The sequence below is a fragment of the Bacillus sp. CCNWLW194 genome, from assembly GCF_037120585.1.
Taxonomy (GTDB): Bacteria; Bacillota; Bacilli; order Bacillales; family Bacillaceae_G; genus Bacillus_A; species Bacillus_A basilensis.
On sequence record NZ_JBBBBL010000015.1, the window covers coordinates 1 to 17592 of the forward strand.

Consider the following 17592-nt stretch of genomic DNA (forward strand, 5'->3'; position numbering starts at 1 on the left):
GTTTTTCGACGTACAGTGAATTACAAAAATTATTTATAGTTGCATAATAGTTAGTGAGAAATTTCTCATCTCATTTGATGTTAAGAAACTTTGTAACAGTACCTACAGAGATATATTTCTTAAGTTTTTAACACAACACATAATATACATTATGCGTTGTGTTTCTATTGATATTGCATTTAAACTCGTCGTATAATGTATAGGGGAGTGCTTATTTTTTATAAATTTGTTAACTTATAACTCAGCATATAATATAAGAAGGTGGGAAGATGCTACATAAATATCGTAATTATTTAATTGATAAAGGAAAATCTCAGAATACATTACTATCCTATATCAACGATTTGCAAATTTTCTTTCAAGAAATGAGATTAAATCCTGATAGTTATGTAATAAGTAATGATATTAAAAAATGGATAAGAGATATGTTAAATCCTCGAGAAGGTAAAGCATTGTCCGTAAGTACGATAAATCGTCGTTTAAATACTCTGAGGAGTTATTTTAGTTGGGCTGAAAGAGAACAGTATATTAAAGTAAATCCTATGACAGATATTAAAGATTTAAAAGTAGCAGATGAAGAATATGAAAAGATCATGTGGCTGACAGAGAAAGAGTTTGAAGCCTTATTGGAGCGAATGAGGAAGTATCCTGTAAAGACTAGAGGAGTAAACCCTGAAGAAAAGTATCGGAGAGATAGAGCTATTATTTATATTCTCACTTATGGAGGATTACGTGTGGAAGAGTTATCAAGTTTAAAGATTACAGATATAGATTTAGATTTAAAAAAGATTAGGGTAATTGGAAAGGGGACTAAGGTAAGAACCATACCAATGTCAAACTTTCTTTATAATGAAGTATTGGATTGGCTTCAATTCAGAAATAAGATAGCAAAGGACAAAGAGATAGTTAACCAATCACCATATGTTTTTTATAGTCAAAGATCTGAAAAATTTTCAATCCGTGGAATTCAGGCTATGATTGAAAATTACAGTACATCAGATAAAAAATTAACACCTCATATGTTTAGGCATACTTTTTGTAAATGGATGTTAAAGGCAACCAATAACGATATAGAGAAAGTTCGTCGTTTAGCAGGTCATAGCCATATTTCCACAACAACGAGATATTTAAAGAATTCTTTTGATGAATTGACAGATGCTGTAGAAGCAATGCCAATCTTTTAAATTTACTTACTTATATTATTTAGGAGGGATTCATTTTGAAGGCAGTAATTATAGCAGAGAAACCTTCCGTCGCTAAAAACATTGCTGATGCATTAAAGATTAGAAATAGAAATGATGGGTATTATGAGGGAGATAATTATATTGTCACTTGGGCATTTGGTCATTTGCTTCAATTATATGATGCAAAAGACTATGATGAAAAAATGGCTAAATGGCAAATGGATAACTTTCCTTTTATTCCAGAGAAGTTTCAATATAAAGTAAAAAGCAGTCCGAGAGATAGAGATAAGGCTGATAGTGGTGCGAAAAAACAGCTAAATATAATTCGCTCTTTACTTTTTAGAGAAGATGTTGATGCTATTATTTCAGCATGTGATTATGATCGTGAAGGGCAAGTAATTGGTGATAGTGTCATTTATAATATAAAAGCACCGAAACAAGTCTATCGTCTATTATTGAATGAATGGACACCAGATGAGGTAAACGCAGGGTTAAAACAAATTAGACCAAACTCGGATTTACGTCCGTTGCAAGATGCGGGAGTAAGTAGACAATGGGCAGACTGGGCGATTGGAATAAATTTAACTTCTGTTGCTACACTTAAGTATCAAAAAGGAAAAGGGCAAGCGTTAAATATTGGGCGCGTTTTATTGCCTACCTTGAAAATTATTTATGATCGAGATAAAGAAATCGAAACGTTTGTACCGGAGAACTATTACAAGTTAGTTGCTACATTTAAAACACAAAGGGAAGAAGAATTTGAAGCAACTTATCTGGAGGAGCAAGAGGAGAAGTTTAAAAATAAGGCTACCTTAGATGAAATATATAATATATTGCAACGTTCTTCAGGCGAAGTTATAGATAAACAGGTTGAACAGAAAAGAGAATATCCTCCTTTTCTATTTAATTTATCTAATTTACAAGGATATGTTACAAGTAAATACAAAGGGTGGACATCAGATAAAGTATTAAAAGTAGCTCAGTCTTTATATGAGAAAAAATATATTACTTATCCCCGTACAGGAAGTACAGCTTTAGAAGAAAGTTTAGTTGGACGAGCAGCTAAAGTATTAGAAGCAGTAAAAAAAGGATTACCATACGAAGATGAAATCTCTTTTGTTAAAACAAAACGAGTATTCAATAATGCAAAAGTTGAAAGTCATAGTGCTATCATGCCTACGTATGTGCTTCCTAAATCATTAACAAGTGACGAGCAAATTGTATATACAGCAATCAAGAATCGTTTTATCATGCAATTCATGCCTGTAGCAGAGCATGAGGAAACGCGTATTCAGATTAAAATTAGAGATTCTTCAATAAAAGGCTTATTTATTGCAAAAGGTCGTGTCCAAATTGTTGAAGGATGGCGCAAAGTCGAGAAAATTGAGTCAAAAGATAATATGTTACCATTTGTAGAAGTTAGAGAAGGCCTTGAAATTACAAATGCGGAAGTTACTTCTCATGTTACAAAGCCTCCAAAGCATCACACGGAGAAAACTTTATTACGTGTGATGGAGACTTGTGGGAAAAATTATGATGAAGAAGAAGCTGTGTTAAGTGGTTTTAGCATAGGAACCCCAGCTACCAGAGCAGAAACAATTAAGAAATTGAAAGATATTGGTTATATTTTTTCAAAGGATAAAAGTTTGTTGTGTAGTGATTTGGGGCGAAAGATTGTAGAAACTTTTCCTGTGAAAGAACTATTTGATTTGGAGTTTACGGGTAAATTGGAGAAAGCACTGTCGGATATGGAGAAAAAGATAGTGAGTAGAAGTGTCTTTCTAAACTTTATTTTTGATTTTACAAGAAAATCAGTCGAAATGATTAAAAATGATCAAGATGTTATCTTGCATCATGTTACGCAAGAACCGAAAAAGATAGAGGTTTTAGGGAAGTGTCCAATTTGTTCTAGCGCCATTGTGGAAGGACAAAAAGGTTTTGGATGTTCAGATTGGAAGAATGGGTGCAAGTTTGTTATTTGGAAAAATGATAAATTTTTAGCAACAATGAAGAAAAAGCCAACAAAGACAATGGTTAAAAAGTTGTTGAAAGATGGGGAAACATTAGTTAAAGGTTTAACAAGTAAAAAGGGAAATAAGTTTGATGCGATATTGAGATATGAAAAAAATCCTGAGAATGAATTTTTTAGTTGGAAAATGACATTTGCAGATAATATTTCTCAGAGTAATAAACAGGATGCATAAAATTAGCAGTGTAAATAATTAACTTATCTCTTTATGTGCGGTGCTATTAAAGTTGTTTAATTTTATTTCTAGAAATCCAGTAACCTTCTACCTGTTAATTTGGTAGGAGGTTATTAAAATTGTTGCTGTATTACTTAAAGGAATGACTTTATCATTTTAATGGACAATATGAATTATAATTATAGAGTAGGTTTTATTAAATTTAGAGCATAAATAAACTTTAACTAACAGGTGCTGCTGTCTATATCTTAAGTCTATTAAAGCCAAAGGAACTGTTTTTTGAACTAAAGATGGGGCTTGGTAAAGGAATTTTAACTTTGTTCCAAGTACTACACTCTATTTAGAAAGTAATAGAGTCATTTAAAAGGTAATATAGTTGTAAAAAAAGATGGTGTGACTTGGAATTTTGCACTGTCTTTTATTATTATTATGTATAATAATAATAATAATAAAAGTATTTCGATAGTTATTAAGTATAAATAAAGGTAGTTATTTGAAAGGAGTAATGTTTTGATGAATAAACAGAAAAAATAAAATTTGAGGTGAAAACAATTTGAGCATGCATATCATGCCTTTATAAACTATGATCGCTCAAAGGTAGGAAAGGTGCGTACATAGATAGAATAAATAACCGGAGGTTAGTATGGAGGAATTAGATTTATACTCTGAGTATATAGAAAGAATAGCTAAAATAAAAAAATGGGAATTAATCGATTTAGCTTATTTCTTTAAGGAAGAATTAAAAACTAATAATCAATTGAAAGATTCAATTATTCCAACTAGACAAATTTTAATAAGTGAAGATGATAGAAATGGTGTTTTTTTCTTTTTACAAAACAATATTCTTGAAGGAGATGAATACATACAATTAGTTGTTTCTTCTATAATTCAAGATGTACTATCGATTAGTAAAGAACATCATGCCTATCTATCATTTGAACAATATCATTCAGAACAAACGGTATTTAAGAAATTTCCTGAGTTATTAAATGAATTGCGTGAAAAATCAAACAGAAATAAAGATTTAGAATTAATTAAGTTAAATGTAATTAATTTTAATCCCATGCCTAATCTTCCTAAATATAGAACTTGTAAATATAAAGAGCATTTTTTATTTATAAATGAATATTTAGATAGTAGAATCCCAAGGTATTTGATTGATAAATATGGTACGGAGGATCTGTACATTCGTATAGAACCTTATATGCTAAGTAATGATGCACCACCAATGGCATTAGAAGAAGAGTTTTTAAGACCCCCAAATCCAAAATGGATAGAGAGGTTAAAAATCTATCCTGGGAAACATGAAGGGTGTGAAATATTTCTGCCGGATTTAAATGGTGAGGATATTGCAAAAGATGAGAAGAAAAAGATGCAATATTGGGAATACAACATCAAAAAGATAAGAAGATTAGAAACGAATGCTACTATGAAAAATGAGGGGATTCGGAAACATTTTAGTATGTCTTTAGAAGAGCTATCCGAAGAAAGTTTATCTGAAGGAATACTAGTCGGAAGAATGATTCATCTAGATGCTATAGATTCTTATGATACTTCATTCGATAAAATACGATTAAATCATTTAGATTTAGCAATTAACATTTATAAAAACGAAAAAATTAATGAAAGAAAGGAGAACAGCTTGGCCTCTGGTGGGGTTATAACTGATGCATCTTATAGAACGCACTTAATAAGGGCAGATAATATAATGTTTTCAGATTTATTGGATATAGCAAGATTATTTTTTAAATCTGAAACTATGGTAGAAGAATGGATTGATAAACAATTTGAATTTATGAAAAAATAAATTCAAATTGTTTATCAATGAAGAGTAAGAGCTTGGACTTCTTTATAAAAGTAGTGAATTTTTGATATTTATTAAATTTAAAAAAGACAGAAGTAAGAATAGGTGATTAAATGGATAAACTATATTTTGAAGGCAGAAATTTAAAACCAGGTATCTATAAAATTAGTGGACAAAGCTTTTTGGGGAATTTCGTTAATACTGAGTATAGGAAAAATTTCGAAAAAGCTATAACGGATATTTTTGATTTTGCTTATGAAACTAATGCAGAATACTTGTTTTTCGGTGGCTCGTTTGTAAGTCTTATTGATGAACCAAATGATATTGATTGTCTCATAGTTTATAAAAATAGTAATCTTATTCCTCAAAGGTCTGAAGTTTTGTTAATAGATGATGTAACAGTAGACATTATGTTTGCCTCTTTAGATTACAAAACGGCTGTTGACGCTTACGTACATTTATTTACACATAATCAATACAATAAAGAAAAAGGTGCAATACAAATAATTTTAAACAATACGAATGAGTGTTGGGAAGTTGTACATCCTAATAATGTAGATTATGAGCTAATAAAATTAGCTTATATAAATAGACATGTAAGAGTGCTAAAAGAACCCAAAGGAATAATTGTCACTATCCACGGTTTATTAAGTTCAGGTGTTTGGAACCGAGAGATTGCTCCGATTGTAAGTAACGATGGCTGGATTTTTGCACCGTACTTTTATGAAGAGAATACACCTATGTCACTGCTAGATAAAAAACAAAAAGATAAAGCTATAGATAATTTTAGATCATGGATTTTTGATTTATCGAAAAAGTATGGAAAAGACATCTCTGTAATAGCTCATTCATTTGGTACATATATTTTAACTAGCTACTTAGAAAAATTCGCTGATCCTCCAGTAAAATTTGATGTTATTATTTTAACTGGATCGATAATAAATGAAAAATTTGATTGGGAAAAACATAGAGGCAAGAACGTTGGGAAAGTTTTAAATGAAATAGCGCCTAATGATAACTGGGTATCAAAAATGGGGATAGGTAACCTAGTATTTAATGATCCTTTATTTGGAACTTCAGGGAAAATTGGATTTGCTAATCAATCAAGTATTTTGGAACAATCCTCAAATGAAATCTTTGATCATAATAATGTTATCAAAAAAGATGTTATTGAATATAAATGGTTACCATTTTTAAATGCAAATAGAAATGCTCTTCGTAAAGAATTTATTCTTGAGGCAATAAGGTCAATTGAAGTGATTGAATAAATTAGAGATAGTGAAGTAAGGTATCAAGTCGATAATACTTTTGATGATAGGATTAAATTTTGTAAACTTGTATTAAACATTGTGTAGTGCTTTACGAAAAAAGTCCCTATGGTACAGATGAAAAGTGGGGACTTTTTTTGCTTTTTAATAGACTTAGGAGAATTAATAATTTTTTTACTTATTTAAGAAAAGCACCTGTTAGTTGAACAAACAGTATATTAAAAGGTTTTCACAATCACTGATTTGCTTCTAGTAAGAAACAATAAATTAATATCATTTAAAAGGGTTAAACAAAAAAAATTTGTTCTCATAACCACAATTTTTTAGTTGAATTAAAAATCATATAGAATCATTTAATTGAAAAGGAATAAAATGGTGCAATGTTTTTGCAGACGGTATAACTTTCTTTAAAACGGTACGACTATATTTTAAATCACATCATTTATTTTAAATAAAGTATAAGATTACTATTAGAGAGAATAAAATAGTCAAAATTAGATATCTCTAAATTATTATAATAAAAAAGAGAAAGTATTTGTTTTTTAGGTATTTTGGTGCACTGTTTTACAGTGATATATAAATTGATGAATTTTAGTTAGAATATAGAAGCAATTTGATGTTTAATGATAAACGTACTTATATAAAAAGTATGTAATATTATGTATAAATGAGATGTCTTTACTTTGTACAAGGAGGCTTTACATATAGTATGGAAATTGAAAAGTTGTATCAAGAAAAATTAGATATGTATCCACATCTTAAAAATATACGTGCTAAACTGTGGGCAAGTGAAGGGAAAAGTCGTGTCTCACTTATGGTTGGTGCTGGCTTTAGTTTAAATGCGGAAAAAATTGAAGAATCTATGGAAGGGATGGCTGTTTGGAATGATTTAAAGAGAAGGTTAATACAAGATTTAAGTCATCATAAAGATATTGAAGAAAAAGATGTATTAGAAATTGGACAAATATACGTAAAAGAATATGGTAGATCGAGTTTAGATGAAATTTTGAAAAAAGCCATACCAGATGATAATTATGAGCCCAACGAATTACACAAAAATTTATTAAAGCTTCCTTGGACTGATATTTATACGACAAATTATGACACACTATTAGAACGAGCAAAAAAACATGTATATGAGCGCAATTACCAAGTTGTTTATGACATTAGTGATATTCCTAGCTCCGTTTCACCTCGAATAATCAAGCTTCACGGTAGCTTTCCTGCAAACAGACCGTTTGTTTTTACAGCGAATGATTACAAAGAATATCCAAAGAAATTTAGTCCTTTCGTTAATATGGTTCAACAATCTATCATGGAAACGGTTTTTGTTTTAATAGGTTTTTCCGGTGACGATCCGAATTTTGAAAGATGGACAACATGGGTGTCACAAAACTTAGGAGAACACATGCCAAAAATTTATATGATTGGCTATGGACAAAAAGATCGCAAGTCTAAACTTGCAGAAAAAGGGATTACATTAATTGATTTTGAATGTATTTATCATAAATATGAAAAACCATTTCATCAAATGTTTACAGATGTATTTAAGTTTTTTGAATATCAAGAAAGAGAAGAAAAAATGAAATGGCCTCATCGTACATATAGTGAATTTAATGGGAATATCGAAAATTTAAAGTATAATCGTGAAACATATCCAGGCTGGATAGTTATGCCTGATGAAATCAGAAGGGTACATGCGAAAAGGATTTGTGATTTTGGGAGAGATTTCTTATCCAATATCCAAGAAGAAACACCCGAAAGTGAAATCTTTGCTGATTTAAATGAATTTTTATGGTGTTATGAAAAATTTTCTGTTCCACTGGAGTATAATACACATAAAAAAATTCAAAGTTTAGTTGATAAACAAATGGAAAGTGAAATTGATAAAATACTATATCCATCAATCCTTCGATTACTTAAGGAAGCTAGATTAGATTGTGACCAAAAGAGTTTTGAGAAATACAAAAATATATTAGAAGCTCTATGTTTAGATAAAGAACAACAACATTATTTTACATATGAACAAGTACTTTACCACCTGAATTTTGGTGATATTGAAACCGTAGAAAAATTGATACAGGAATGGAATGTGGATTCAAAAGAAATAGAATGGGGCATTAAGAAAGCGGTAATCATTGCAAGAATAAATGGGGAAGACAAAGCAAAGAAAATGTTTGAAGAATATTTACAAATCATTCGAAGGTTACTATCTATTAAACCGGATGACTATCGTTTGCTTTCATTAGAAAGCATAGCACTCCATAATCGAAACAGAATTACAAGAGAATGGGATTATGGATATGATAGATTAAGATATTTAGCTGGAAAGTATTGTAATGCAAATAAGGAATTTGATCGAACAGTTATATCAATTAAAAAGTATGAATATACCTTTGGGACGAAAAAACAGAGAGGGTTTGATCCAGGAACAAAGAAGTCTACAACTAGCTATGGTGACTATATGAAACAAGAACTTTTAGATTCGTATGCTGTTTTACAGATGCAAGAGAAGTATGCTCTGACAATAAATGATATATCGCAGTATGACTTAGCTCTTAAAAATATTAAGTTATTTCATTCATGCTATTCACAAATTAAAAGAATGGCTCGTGCGACAGTAAAAAAGGTGGATGAAATATTTTCTAGAGAAGACATATATGCATTAGATAATCACAATCTGGATATTTTAGTATGTATACTAAAAAATGTAATTTCTCATAAGAATAAATCAAATATGGATATCGATGTAGCACTAGAAATTTTATCAAGAATTTATCTTGCTTTGTCATTAGAAACACAAAAAGAAATAGATAGCGAAGTATTAAAGTTTTTAGACAGTAAAGAAATCTATTGGGAAATTGATACAATAGTTTTGAAAAAACTTATTAAAAGAATTTTCTATGCTAAAAATAGGGAGCAATCTAAAATTTTTTGTGAAAAGTTGATAAATACTAAAATAAAAGTTCAAAGCTATGCTGATAAATCAATATATCTGAGAAGATTTTTTGAACCTTTATTAGAAATTTTGGATGAAAGAAAGGATATTTTTAATATAAGTGTTTCAGAAGAACAACTAGAACTATTATTTAAGTATCTTAATAATGAAGTGGATTATAGTTTACGAGAAAGTGCTTTAATTAGGCTAACATTTCTTGAATTAACTAGGAGCTTATCTGAAAAATATCGTAGTCAGTTCATATCTAATATTCAAAAGCTGTCAAAAAATAAAAAAAATGGGATTAGTGATTTTATATTTAGTATCACTTTTGATAAAATTGCTTATTCTAATGAATTACCAAGTAAAGAGGCACAAGAGGAGTTTTTGAAAAAAGCCATTCCACGATTTAATGGTAATGGTATAGGTATGGAAAGTTATTTTCAAGAGTTGACAGGGATTTTTATTGATTATATTGGCAGTAAAGAAAAACAAATACCTGAGAGTACAGTATATAAACACTGGTTAGAAAAATTTTATGTCTGGTGGGAAAGTCATAAAGATGGTCTGTTAAAAAATTATGATGCAGAAGATTTGTTTGTAGGGAATCCAGATTATTTAAAAACAGTCATTATTGTTCTTGGAAACAATATATGGGGCACTATACCTAAAGAATATTTAGATGTGAACGATAAAAATAAAGCAATTCAAATTTTTTATGAAATCTATGAGAGACGAGTGGATTTATCGCTTTACTTAATACCGTGTTTGCGAAGGTTAAGTATTAACATTGATTGCTCATTAGTAGACGTTTTAAACGGATTATGGGATAGCGATATTACTAGGGTAAAAGCATCAGTAAAAGTTTTATATGACTATTTAGTATTTATTGATAAAGGTGAAATTGTAGAAGATATTACTGCTATAAAGAAAGAATTGTTTAGTATGATGAAATATGGATCGAGAGAAGTACGAAAAGCGGCGTTCAATTCAATTTACTATATAATGAAAAATACAACGGCTATATTTGATGTCAATGATTATAAGATAATGATTCAATACGCTAATAATTATTTACAGAGATTTAAAGAAGGGCATGTTAAGGTTTCAACAAGAGATGACTTTGAATTAATTGCTAGTTTTGCTAATCTTGTTGCATATATGTGTAAAAGTAAAGTTGAAGTTGTGGGAGACAGTTTTGATGATTGGAAAGATTACATCTGTACTCATCGTTTACCAGAAGTACGAACCCACGCGGATTTGTTTGATGAGATTATAGGTGTTTAACATACTATATCTGTAAGGGTATACAAGAAGTAAGGGAAATATTAATTTTAAATCATGTAACGGTTAGTATAGTTACCGTTACATGATTTAAGAAAATGGATTATTATTTCATTTTAAAAAGATATTTGGAAACATCTTTTTAAAATTTAAACTTACTGCGCTTTCTTTATTATTATTATTGATAGTAAGTAGATTACTTTGAAGTTGGTTTTCTTCTCTATTATCTTTATATACACTTCCAGCTACAATGTCCTCATATTCCCTTAAAGTAATAGTCAGCTCTTTTATTTTGTTTTGTTGTTGTTCATTGTTTGATTTGTATTGTTCAATTTTTTTCCGTGATTGTAATAGATCATCGTAAAGGGATTGAATCACTTCATTGACGTGCTTTAAAGCACCTGACAAAGCCTTTGTATCATTACCATAACGTTCAATTATAAATTCGATATTAGGTAGTGGAAGAGGGGGGGCATCATTCTTTTTACTTAATAAAGGTGTATTTAATCGTTCGATATCTTTACGTTTTCTTCGAGACCATACATGTCTTTTTATTCCCGTTGCATCTTCTAGGTTTGAAAAATTTATTTTCCCAGGTGTTTTTGATACATAATCTAGTAAAATTTTAGTTAATTCCTCATCGGTATATTTTGGTGGTCTTCCTTTTTCTTGTTTATTCAATGTGATGTATTCTCCTTTTATTAGTGATTTATTTATAAAACATAATTATTCAATTGTTTTAGGTAATTTGGCATCTACAATAGCTTTTTGATTTAATAATTGATTTAATTCATTGGCACTTGAAGATAAATTTTCTTGATCAATTAAAGAGTAATTTAATTCTTCTAGATTGTAATTCATGTTTTTAGAAAGAAATGTTAACATGCTAACTTGTTCGTTAATCTTTCTTTTTAATAGCTTCGAATAGTCATTGAGCCAGGCAAGCCCTTCGTCGATTTCATCTGTCTCAGGTGAAAATAGATAATGACTACAATGGCGACAATCTCCAGTACAATTGAAAGGGTATTTGATATCAGTGCAATATCCAAAATCAACGGGCAAAAAGTTATTTGTATTATATATATCTTTATATAGTTTATATTTATTAATAGTGTCTCTAGTATGTTGAGTGAATGATGAATCTGGTAAGGAAGTATTTACGTGCAGTAATCTCCTATGTTTCTCAGTTAAATTATATACCCATGATTCAGTGAAATAGGTAAGATGGCTCCAGTAGCCTTTTTGCTTATCCAAACGTTTATGCCCACCAATAATAGCAATAGTAAGCATGTTAAAGCCTTGTAACATCATGTTGCAAAATGCTAAGTGACGGGTATCCCCAGGAGAAATTTGTTCTATTTGATCATAATTGTACTTCTTTTTTAATATTTCGCGGTAGAACTGATCAATAAGAGAATCAAATTGTCTTAAAGGGAGAAATTCAGTACGCCTTGTACGCTCACTTCCAAAGTGTTCTTTATACATTTCATAGTATTTATAGGTAAATAAATACTGACTATTATTTTCTTTAGGCAAGAAGGATTTAAAGGTTTGAACTAAATCATAGATAACTTTATTAATTTGAAGTGTGTCTGTAATATCGATATCTCTTAGTAAAGTGCCTTTTTCTTTATTTCTAGGAAGTGTAATTTCATATTTATTTGAATTGTTTTTTGGTTGATCTACACAACTCTTTTTAAGTTTTAAGAATTCTGTAGGGCGCATGGGAATAACGGTAGTTATTTTCCACCAAAGCACAATAGGAAAATATTTTTGTAGTTCAAACTCATTTCCCTCAGTCAAAAATTGTTCAATTTTTTCATCAAAATATAGTATATGGCGATAATTGGGTAAATCTCGACTTTTTTGAATATTATTAATGAAAGGAGAACAAATATCAATAAATTTATTTGAATTAGCAATTTCAATGAAAGAAAAAAAGTCTATAGTATATCTGGCTAAATCGTTTCTTTTTCCATAGTTTTGTTTACTTATGTATTCTTCCAAATCAGTAAGGTGATTTAAGTTAAATGCTTTTGATATTTGAATTGATTCTTTTATAGAGTGAATGACATTTTGTATATGATTGACAGAGAAATGCTGATTAATTAAGTGAATTGTATAACACTTTAAAGCGATGTTTAAAGTGCTATACAATTCTATATCAAATAAAATTCCACGACGGTTATAGTCTTTGTCTTTTATGAACCATTTTGTATCATAAAAGGATTCATTTTCAATTATATTAGCGGCTTTCCATTTGTTGAAATTTTGCAGGAATGTTTCTATATCTTCTTTTGAGCCATGAAAACGTGTCGGCTTTATGGAGATTAAGTTAATATAGTTATCTTTATCTAGGAATTTGGTTTTGTTTAGCATTCAATGAGTACCTCACTTAGTAGAAATGTGATAATTTGGATAATCGAAGAGAAAATATTTACTTGTCTCGGTAATGATATTTTCAAGGACTTCGAAGTTAATAAAGGTCTCTATATGGGATTTTCCAAATTCTGAAATAGCTTGATTAATTACATCTAAAATCAAAATAAACCTTATGGTGTCACGGTATCGAATTGTATCAAAGCTAGTGCTTTTTATAGAAGTGTGAATATTTTTTAATTCTTCAACAATGTTAATCAATAAATACATATTGAATACTGCATTAGGGCAGTTCAAACAAGAATCGAAGTTTGGAAAAGAGCAATGTGGATAGGTAATGCATTGTACATGCTTAGTTTTGGAAGGGCTTTCTCCCTTTAAGATTTTAATAATAATCTCTATCACTTGATCTTTTGGAAGTTGTATTAATTTATCAATAATTGGTGTTCTCTCATTTTGATATTTAAGGAGTAGAAATGATATATCTTCCAATTGGGAAGGAGAATATTCATTTTTTAAAACTTGTATAATAGATGTACGATTTTCTAATAAATCATTTTCTGTAACTTTATCCATTGTCAAATCGATGATGAAATTATAAAGCCATCCAAAAGTTCCGCGATTAAATAAGTTAAGTGAGACGTCATCCAAAGTTCCATCACGATTTGTAGACTGAACATAAGCAGTAATTGAATTCATATTTCTATGGTTTCTTAAGTTTTTTGTTAATTCATGAGATATTTCTGAGTGTTTTTCATAGTTAGTTACAGTATAAAAAAAGTGAGTGAGTAGAGAGCGGTTCATAATTAAACTATTAAATTTTGGTAAATTTTTATTTTTATTAAAAAATGTATTAAAACGTGTGTGTGAATTACTATATTTGCTTATCGAGCCGAGTAGACGTTCTTGTTTTTGGGGATTTCTACGATGTAATTCGCAAATTAGCAATGCTGTTGCAGCCGGCATAATCATGTTTTCATTACATAGAAATTGACCTAAAGAACCCGTTTTAGAAATGTGAATATTCTTACATACCATATAATAATAATTTACAATACTTTGAGATTGATTAATTGAAAGTCCACTATCTTTAAGTTGTTCTAAATCGTAAATTTTTAAGCCTTCTATTTCTTCTAAAGGTAAGTTTGGAAGTTCGGTAACTATTGTGGATTTTCTCCATCCGTTAATCATATGCATAATAACAAAAAGCCAAGTTTGGGCATATTGCTTATTATGTTTTGCCATTGAAATATGTAATTCAATGTTATTCACATATGTATAAAACTCAAGAAATGTTTGTTTATCATATATTTCTTTATCTCTTTTAAGCTTTTCATTATATTGAATCTTATAGGTATTTTTAAATATACATTGTACTTTACTACAACAATAGTTCAAAAATTGTATAAAGTTTTGCTTATGGGTAATTGGGATGCTCTTTGTGTTTAAAACTTCTTCGATCTCTTCATCAGTTAATAAGGTGATTCCTGTTCTTAAATTAAGAATAATGTTATTTAGAGCGTTAAATAAAGAGCGTACTTTATCTGTAAAAGAGTCTTCTTGGCCTCTAGTTTGAGAGATTTTTAATAATACAAATTCGGTATATAAATTTACAGTGCTTTTGAGGTCTTCTCTGTAATGTAATGTTGCAATTTTTTTGTTATATAATTCAAGAGCAGTCGTAGAAAAAGTCTTTTTTTTACTTGCTTTAATAGAGTCTATACTATCTTTAGGAATTAAAAATTTAGTATTTGAATTTAATTTGGATGAGTTAGTATCAGAAAAAGAAGAGAACTCCAACTTCTCGTTTTGAATTAATTTGAGAAGTGCTTTTCTTGGCAGCTCTAGTTCTTTAGAAGCTTGCTCTAGGGTTAAAAGATCTTCATTAACTTTTTTAAAGTTTAAAAAAGCGAGTAGATCTTTTTTTGATATAAATGTCTCTCCCTTTAAGTTTTTTTTAGTGAACTTTAAAGTGCCATTTTTAATCATTTGTAGAACTTCTTTTTCTGTACAAGAAAGTTTATGAGCACAATCTTTAATTGAAATGTAATCTTTGAATGTTGCTTCTCTATTTATATAATCTGCTAGTTCTTGTTCCGGTATTAAATATCGTTTTTGAAATTCATTAAAATATGCATTAGGAAATTCACCATTATGAATAAGCGGCAAAATACTACCATTATCTTTATTAAGTTTCTTACAAACGTCTTGAACAGTCATAAATCCTTCAGGTATCTTGAGTATTGATTCGTAATCGGCAATATCTGTTAAAGGTATATAAGCCCGTCTTTTTAAAATAATTCTATTTTGAAAGAAGGTACCATCACGGATATATTTTTTTACAACAGCAGGGTGTTTTGAAATTCGTGCTGCTGTTTCTTCAACAGAGATAAAATTTTCAGGGATTTTATTCTTAGCTTTTAGGTTTTCAATATCTTCTTTTGGAATAAACCATATATTTGTAGAATGCTTAAAAGCATTTGGGAATGTATCTGATTTAATATAGCTTCGAATAGTCTGTGATTTCAAATTTAATTCTTTACTTGCTTGTTCAATTGTAAGATATGAATCATTATCATAGAAAAAGGTGCGACCTTCAACATCTTCCTTTGGGATATAATATCTTTTATCAGAAGGGAATTTAAAAGCATTTGGGAAGAACTCTCTTTTTATAAGGTTACGAACAGCTGGGATAGTTAGATTAAGTTTTTTACTTATGTCTTCTATAGTATAGGAAGAGTTTTTTTTATGTAGTAAATTTGTAAATGAAACTATATCTTTTTTTGAAATATAATATTGTTTACCTTGTTTAATTGAATTTGGAAATGTACCAAGTTTGAGCAGTCTGCGTGTTTTCTCCAAGGGTATATTTAACTTTTGGCTAGCTAAAGACATAGGGTAGTGTGTTTTTGCAATATCATTTTCTTTAAATTTCGCTATATCTTCCTCTGCAATTCGCATCTCTTTTTTTGAAATCCATTTCGCATACAATTCTCCGTTATTAATAAGTTTATATACGATTCCACGGGATAAGGATAATTGTTCGGATGCTTCTTTTACTGTGAAAAACTTCATATTAGTTCTCCTTAAATATTTATTGTAATTTATAGTTTTATTTTGGTATTAATATAAAGTTGATTAAGGTAATGCTCTAAATTGGTTTTCATTCGTTTCGTATTTGACATATACTCAAGTGAACTTGATAGATTATCATCTCCGCGTAAAAAAGCGACATCTTGAGGGTTCTTTGCAACTTCTGCAAGCATGTTGGTAAAAATTCCTCTACCTATATGTGTAGACCAATCGGTATTACTTAGGGCGATGGACGCTATTTTGTCATTTGGGTCCTGGGAATGTTTTAAATAATTAATAAAGGCTTTCTTTGCCTTAGTAAAATAATAACGATAACTAGCGCCAGTCATTGGTAAACCTTTTTTATTAAGGAAAATAGCATTAATATCGGAGTCTTTTACATATTGCTGGTAGTGTAATTTATATAATTGTCTTAGCCAATCCCTAAACCCGAGAATTAATTGATCTCTTGGCTTTTTGACATAACTTGAACCTGATCCATCTTTAATATCAACGCGATTAATACTATTTTTAACATTTAAAAGCAAACCATCTTGACCGTAAGGACCTATGAGTTTAATATCGGACGTTCTAATATTCACCACTTCTCCAACACGTAAACCACCAAATATTTGCATGTAGACCCCTAATGCAATAGGATTTGCTATTTCAAATACAATTTCTAAAAATCTTAAAATATAAATATGCGGTATATCATGTTCAGTGTTAGTTTTTTCTGGTGAAGGGACAATGATGCTTTCAAATTGCGTGCTAATGTAATCTGCAATAGAATTTTTAGAACTAATTAAATGTGCATTACTTGTTGATAGAGTATTGTTTAAATTATTTTTTGAAAGGTAGATGAAAAACTCTTTTATAGTACGCCGATAACTTAGAACAGTTGCTCTAGATTTCCCTTCCAAAGTCAAATTGTTTAAGAAACAAATTGCATGCTCGTAATTTAAATGTTCTAGAGAATATAATTTGTAATTCTTTTGCTTTCTTAGAAGAAAGTTCAAAAATACTGCTAAATTTTGTGTATGTATTTTCATAGTATTGTAGTTTCTATGTTTCCATTTGGAAAATATGAAATCCGTTAGAGGATGAATAATAGCATGCTTAGTCATAGATGTTTTTATAGCTAATGTGGCATGTTTCTTTTGTATAGGTTTTCCTTGTACATTCCTCCCAATACTAATCCATACAGGATACATAATAAACTTTATTCTTTTTGTTATCTCTTCATTAAAAGGAAGAATGTTATTATTTTTATCCATTAATTCTTGTATGAGGAACACCCCTTATAAAGTAGTAGATGACGAATCATTCTCTATGTAAATTATAAATAATATTTTGTATATTGAAAATAATCATTTGATTGTGTGCATAAAAGATTTTAAAAATCTTATTATAGCTATAACTGTAACAATTATTAATGTACAATATATTTAAGCTCATT

Annotated in this window: 9 protein-coding genes; 5 read left to right on the forward strand and 4 right to left on the reverse strand. The window is 29.5% G+C overall.

Features of this window, described 5'->3' with window-relative positions; all coding sequences use genetic code 11:
- Nucleotides 1–269 precede the first annotated feature (269 nt).
- The 5 genes from V7S50_RS26335 (at nt 270) to V7S50_RS26355 (ending at nt 10685) form a co-directional block, all read left to right on the forward strand.
- The gene (locus V7S50_RS26335; RefSeq protein ID WP_242251507.1) at nt 270–1184 is read left to right on the forward strand and encodes a tyrosine-type recombinase/integrase; all 915 of its coding nucleotides are present in this window, start codon (nt 270–272) and stop codon (nt 1182–1184) included.
- 35 nt (nt 1185–1219) lie between these two features.
- Nucleotides 1220–3388 carry a type IA DNA topoisomerase gene (locus V7S50_RS26340; protein ID WP_242251508.1) on the forward strand — a complete coding sequence of 723 codons (2169 nt, stop codon included), beginning with the start codon at nt 1220–1222 and terminating at the stop codon, nt 3386–3388.
- Between the two features lie 643 nt (nt 3389–4031).
- A complete protein-coding gene (locus tag V7S50_RS26345; RefSeq protein ID WP_242251509.1) occupies nt 4032–5195 on the forward strand; it encodes a hypothetical protein in 1164 nt (387 codons plus the stop codon).
- A gap of 110 nt (nt 5196–5305) precedes the next feature.
- Nucleotides 5306–6460, forward strand: coding sequence for a DUF6932 family protein (locus V7S50_RS26350; RefSeq protein WP_242251510.1), 1155 nt, complete (start codon nt 5306–5308; stop codon nt 6458–6460).
- A 709-nt stretch (nt 6461–7169) separates the two neighbouring features.
- Nucleotides 7170–10685 carry an SIR2 family NAD-dependent protein deacylase gene (locus V7S50_RS26355; RefSeq protein ID WP_242251512.1) on the forward strand — a complete coding sequence of 1172 codons (3516 nt, stop codon included), beginning with the start codon at nt 7170–7172 and terminating at the stop codon, nt 10683–10685.
- A gap of 108 nt (nt 10686–10793) precedes the next feature.
- On the opposite strand, the gene V7S50_RS26360 is transcribed toward V7S50_RS26355, so the two are convergent.
- Genes V7S50_RS26360 through V7S50_RS26375 form a run of 4 tightly spaced genes read right to left on the reverse strand, consistent with a single transcriptional unit; the run spans nt 10794 to nt 17410 of the window.
- Nucleotides 10794–11363 (reverse strand): hypothetical protein, encoded by a 570-nt coding sequence (locus V7S50_RS26360; protein WP_336376430.1) that lies wholly within the window; start codon nt 11361–11363, stop codon nt 10794–10796.
- A gap of 45 nt (nt 11364–11408) precedes the next feature.
- A complete protein-coding gene (locus V7S50_RS26365) occupies nt 11409–13061 on the reverse strand; it encodes an integrase (RefSeq protein WP_242251514.1) in 1653 nt (550 codons plus the stop codon).
- 12 nt (nt 13062–13073) lie between these two features.
- The gene (locus tag V7S50_RS26370) at nt 13074–16136 is read right to left on the reverse strand and encodes a helix-turn-helix domain-containing protein (protein WP_242251515.1); all 3063 of its coding nucleotides are present in this window, start codon (nt 16134–16136) and stop codon (nt 13074–13076) included.
- Between the two features lie 29 nt (nt 16137–16165).
- Nucleotides 16166–17410 carry a site-specific integrase gene (locus V7S50_RS26375; RefSeq protein WP_242251516.1) on the reverse strand — a complete coding sequence of 415 codons (1245 nt, stop codon included), beginning with the start codon at nt 17408–17410 and terminating at the stop codon, nt 16166–16168.
- Nucleotides 17411–17592 lie beyond the last annotated feature (182 nt).

Excerpts from the sequence above, each read along its gene's own strand:
- V7S50_RS26335 (WP_242251507.1), top strand. The coding sequence starts at position 270 with ATGCTACATAAATATCGTAATTATTTAATTGATAAAGGAAAATCTCAG.
- V7S50_RS26345 (WP_242251509.1), top strand. The coding sequence starts at position 4,032 with ATGGAGGAATTAGATTTATACTCTGAGTATATAGAAAGAATAGCTAAA.
- V7S50_RS26350 (WP_242251510.1), top strand. The coding sequence starts at position 5,306 with ATGGATAAACTATATTTTGAAGGCAGAAATTTAAAACCAGGTATCTAT.
- V7S50_RS26355 (WP_242251512.1), top strand. The coding sequence starts at position 7,170 with ATGGAAATTGAAAAGTTGTATCAAGAAAAATTAGATATGTATCCACAT.
- V7S50_RS26365 (WP_242251514.1), bottom strand. The coding sequence starts at position 13,061 with ATGCTAAACAAAACCAAATTCCTAGATAAAGATAACTATATTAACTTA.
- V7S50_RS26370 (WP_242251515.1), bottom strand. The coding sequence starts at position 16,136 with ATGAAGTTTTTCACAGTAAAAGAAGCATCCGAACAATTATCCTTATCC.
- V7S50_RS26375 (WP_242251516.1), bottom strand. The coding sequence starts at position 17,410 with ATGGATAAAAATAATAACATTCTTCCTTTTAATGAAGAGATAACAAAA.